The 4,644-nt window shown below is 70.3% G+C and carries 4 protein-coding genes; 3 read left to right on the top strand and 1 reads right to left on the bottom strand.

Annotated elements, in window-relative coordinates:
* Positions 1 to 1,602, bottom strand: a 1,602-nt coding sequence (locus tag AC1D12_RS25305) for a DUF3857 domain-containing transglutaminase family protein (protein ID WP_477843648.1), incomplete at its 3' end; no start/stop codon positions are given.
* Between the two features lie 191 nt (positions 1,603 to 1,793).
* Here AC1D12_RS25305 and AC1D12_RS25300 point away from each other — a divergent pair.
* From AC1D12_RS25300 to AC1D12_RS25290, 3 genes are all read left to right on the top strand, one after another.
* Positions 1,794 to 2,663 (top strand): GNAT family N-acetyltransferase, encoded by an 870-nt coding sequence (locus AC1D12_RS25300; protein WP_477843646.1) that lies wholly within the window; start codon positions 1,794 to 1,796, stop codon positions 2,661 to 2,663.
* 100 nt (positions 2,664 to 2,763) lie between these two features.
* Entirely contained in the window at positions 2,764 to 4,311 is a 1,548-nt protein-coding gene (locus AC1D12_RS25295) for a methyl-accepting chemotaxis protein (RefSeq protein WP_477843644.1), read from the top strand.
* A 66-nt stretch (positions 4,312 to 4,377) separates the two neighbouring features.
* On the top strand, positions 4,378 to 4,644 hold a 267-nt coding region (locus tag AC1D12_RS25290), incomplete at its 3' end, for an EamA family transporter (protein ID WP_477843642.1).

Here is a 4,644-nt window from a genome sequence, read left to right as displayed (position 1 = left end):
CCCGAGCAGCGAGCGGATGTCCGGCACGCGCAGGTAGGCCGGCGGCCGCGGGCTGTCTGCCTCTTCGGCCACCAGTGTCGCCATGCGGTAGTGCTCGTGCGTCACCAGCCGGTTGCCGGCCTCGTCATCCTCGAAGCTGAACGGCTTCGCGACGCTCAGGCCGGGGTACGAGCGCAGGTAGAAGTTCAGGTAGTTCGCCTGCAGGTCGGCCAAGCTGTCGTTGCGCAGCGTGTCGCGCATCTCGTCGGCCTTCTCGCCCTGGTAGGTGCTGGTGATGTCGAGTGTCGGCGTCTTGTCGAAGCCGCGCGAGGCGTCGATCACCATCGCGATGTCGTGCGGGTGGCCGGTGGACGCTGCCGCCGGCATCGGCTCGAGGGCGGTCGARCGGCCGTCCAGCAGCAGCGCCCGGCCGAAGTCGGCCTGCGCGATGTGATCGATGCGGCCTTGCTGCAGGTAGCGGGTCGGGTCGACCCACACCGCCCGGTCGCCGAGCTGCGCACGCAGGATGACGTGGTTGAAGGCACCGGGCGACGGCAGGCGGTCGCCGACGTGGCCGCGCAGCCGCGTGTGGACCAGCGCCGGATYGGCCTGCACGCCGAGCGCGCGCAGCATCGTCACGGCCAGCAGCACCTTGTCCTTGCAATCGCCGTAGCGGCGGGCGAGCACCGTCTCGGGCGGGCGCGGTGCGTGCGATCCCGGACCCACCTCGACGCCGAGGTAGCGGATCTGCGACTGCACGAAGGCCAGCGTCGCGAGCAACCGCTGCTCGGGCGACCGGGCCGAGGCGGCGATGCGGTCGATCTCGGCACGCAGCGGGCCGGCCGCCGGCGCCTGCGCCGCATACAGCGGCTCGGCCCAGCGTGCCACGTCGGCCCAGTCGGCGAACTCGCTCCAGCTGACCGACGCATACGGATCGAACCAGCGCGGCGTGTCGTTCTGTTGCGGTATCGGATCGATGCCGATGGCTTGCCAGACCCGCTCGGTCCACGCGCCCTGGCGTTCTTCGAGGAGCGGTGGAGCTGCCGGCGAGGCGAGCCACTGGATCGTGCGGTCCGAGGGCGCCAGCAGGCGGTGGTGCATCGCATGCACCGGCACCGACCATTGCAGGTCCATGCGACCGAAGGCGCGGCCGCCGAACACCGGGTTGTWGCCGGAGCGGCTGTAGGCGTAGTCGACGACATCGCCGGGGCGGATGTCGTCGAGCACGATGTCGACGGTCTTGCTGCCGTCGTAGACACGGGATTCGAGGTCCGATTCGCGCTGCAGCACCTTGATCTGCGCCGAGGCCAGGCGGTCCTGGATGCGGCCGTCGCGGTGCACGTTCAGCGTGTGCAGCGTGAGCGTTTCATAGGACGGGTCGAACTCGATGGACTGGTGCGACTCCGACTCGACGCCGCGCAGGTTCAGCGCCCGGCTGGCGACGCGCCGGTAGGTGCTGCGCTCGCTGCCGTCGAGGCGGGTCTGCTGGTCGACCAGCAGGTAGTGCGTTCCCTGGCTGCCCTTGCCGAGGGGCGGCTTGGCCTGCTCGTCCAGCGGTTGCGGCCTGACCCAGGCCGGTGCCGGTCCGCGGCGGTACTCTGCCGCGTGGCTGCCGGCTGCCATCGACAGGATCAAGCCGGCAAAGCACGCCCTCAGCGCCCGGTTCCGCCCTGTGCGGACGGGGCGTTCCTTCTCCCGATGCATCGTGTTGTCCTTGTTGTGAGGCGCCCTCCGTGACGCCGCTGCGGATGCTAGCAAGTTGCCGACCCGGGGCCGCCGGATACTGTCGGTCCGCCCGAAACCGGTGACCCCTGATGCCCTTCATCGACCGCCTGTCGCTCGGCTGGCGCAGCGAGCTGATCTTTCCCCGCTTCGATGCGCAAGTCATCGAGCGGCCGGACTACCTGCTGATCCGCACGCCGCAGAACCCGACCTTCTGGTGGGGCAACTTCCTGTTGTTCGACCGCGCGCCGCGCGCAGGCGATGCCGCCACCTGGACGGCCGCGTTCGAGCGCGAGATCGTGCAGCACCAGCCGGAATCGAGGCACCTCGCGTTCGGCGTCGACGCAGCGGGGCCGATCGAGGTGCCGGCGGATTTCGCGGCGCTCGGGCTCACGGCGATGCAAGGCGCGGTGCTGACGCTCGCACCGCAGCAGCTGAAGCCCCCGCGCAAGGCGATCGGCGATGGGTGGCGGATCCGGCCGCTGCGCCTGCCCGACGAGGGTGCCCTGGCCGCGAAGCTGCAGGTGGCGGCCGATATCGACGGCCACGAGCCCGGCGGCTACCTGGTTTTCCGTGAACGGCAGATGTTGCGCTACGGCAGCTTCGAGCGCGCCGGGCTCGGGCACTGGTTCGGTGTCTTCGCTCCGCCGGGCGCCGACGGCAACGACACCGGTGAAGCGCTGCTCGTCGCCGACTGCGGGTTGTTCCGCGACGGCTTCGGGCCGGGCGCCATCGGCCGCTTCCAGTTCGTCTCCACGCACCCGGCCTGGCGCCGCCGCGGCCTGTGTTCGGCGCTGATCCATGCGGTGTGCCGGCACGGCTTCGAGGTCATGGGCCTGTCGTCGCTGGTGATCATCGCGGACCCCGGCTACGTGGCGATCGGCCTGTACGAGGCGCTGGGCTTCCAGCGCGCCGCCGACACCTGGGGCATGGAGCGCCGGCCACCTCGGGAAAACCCTTAAGTTCGGCGCCGTTTTTCCGATAGCCGGGGATTGCGTTGCCGTTGTCGGTCGATTGCCGACAGCGGCACCTCCGTCCAATGCAGTTCCAAGGACTTTTTCCATGACTTCCCTCTTTTCGCGCATGCGCCTGGCCCCGCGGCTGGCGCTGGCTTTCGGCCTGGTGATGCTGGTGACCTCGCTGGCGGCCGGCATCGGCATCTGGCGCCTGGACCGGCTGCAGGACATCGCCAACGATCTCGGCGGCGCGTCGTCGCAGCGCGCGCTGCTCGCCCGCGAGCTGCATTCGATCGTCGTGCTCAGCTCGGCCCGTGCCGAGACGCTGCTGCAGATCGACGATGCCGAGTTCGCCGCTCGCATCAACGCCGACCGCAAGCTGACCTCGGCGCGCTCCGAGGTGGTCCGCAAGACGCTGGAGGACCTGGTCGACAACGAGCGCACGAAGGAGCTGTTCAGCGTCATCGACGAGGCCGGCGGCAAGTTCCGCGGCGTGCGCGACGGGCTGGTCAAGCGCAAGGCGGCCGGCGAGAAGGTCGCCGGCGACGACATCGCCGGCAAGCTGCGCCCGGCAGCCGATGCCTATGCGAAGGCGGTGGACGACCTCGCGGCCTACCAGGCGCAGCGCGTCGAGGAGGCCCGCGCCGCAGCGGCGCGCAGCGAGCGCGAGGGCATCACGATGCTGGCGATCGGCATCGCGCTGGGGCTGCTGGTGAGCCTCGGTTGCGCGTGGGCCCTGTCGCGCTCGATCGTGCGGCCGCTGGCGGGCGCCTCGCGGATGGCCGAGCGCGTGGCCGCCGGCGACCTGAGCATGGTGCCTGTGGCGACCGGCTCGCATGACGAGGTGCAGGCGCTGGTGTCCGACCTGGGCGCGATGCAGGGCAAGCTGGCCGAACTGGTGGCGAGCGTGCAGCACGTGAGCGAATCCATCACGACCGCCAGCACCGAGATCGCGGCCGGCAACCTCGACCTGTCGTCGCGCACCGAGCAGACGGCGTCGAACCTGCAGCAGACGGCGTCGAGCGTCGAGCAACTGACCGCCACCGTGCSCCAGAGCGCCGATGCGGCGAAGCAGGCGAACCAGCTGGCGCTGTCGGCCTCGGGCGTGGCCACGCGCGGCGGCGAGGTGGTGGCTGACGTGGTGCAGACGATGGAGGCCATCGCCGGCTCCTCGAAGAAGATCGCCGACATCATCGGCGTGATCGACGGCATCGCGTTCCAGACCAACATCCTCGCGCTGAACGCTGCGGTGGAAGCGGCGCGCGCGGGCGAGCAGGGCCGCGGCTTCGCGGTGGTGGCCGGCGAAGTGCGCAGCCTGGCGCAGCGCAGCGCGCAGGCCGCGCGCGAGATCAAGAGCCTGATCGGCGACAGCGTCGGCAAGGTGGAATCGGGCACGCGGCTGGTGGAAGAGGCCGGCACGACGATGCGCGAGATCGTCAGCTCGGTGCGCCGCGTGACGGACATCATCGGTGAGATCAGCACCGCCGCCGGCGAGCAGAGCGACGGCATCGGCCAGGTCAACCAGGCGATCGCCCAGCTCGATCACATGACGCAGCAGAACGCGGCGCTGGTCGAGGAATCGACCGCCGCGACGCAGAGCCTGAAGGACCAGGCGACGATGCTGTCACGCGCGGTGGGCAGCTTCAAGTTGTAGCCCGGATGCGAATCCGGGATCCCGGGTTGGCACCCGGGCTACGGGGCGCTCCGTAGAATCCCTTCAATGAGCAGCCCCTCGGCGGTACCTTCGACAGACGCTCCCTCGACCCCTCCACGCCACTGGCCCGGCCTGCTGCTGGCCACCCTGGGTGCCATCGCCTTCTCCGGCAAGGCCATCATCGTCAAGCTGGCCTACCGGCACGATGTCGATGCGGTCACGCTGATCATGTACCGCATGCTGTTCGCGCTGCCGCTGTTCCTGCTGCTGTCGTGGTGGGCGGGGCGCGGCAAGCCGGCGCTGACGCGGCGCGACTGGATCGTCGTGCTGGGC

Source organism: Rhizobacter sp. P1_G5 (genome assembly GCF_056405435.1).
Note: the sequence above shows the minus strand (reverse complement) of the source record. Positions and strands in the feature narration are given on the sequence as shown.

Coding starts and splice junctions, on each gene's coding strand:
- AC1D12_RS25300 (WP_477843646.1), top strand. CDS start 1,794: ATGCCCTTCATCGACCGCCTGTCGCTCGGCTGGCGCAGCGAGCTGATC.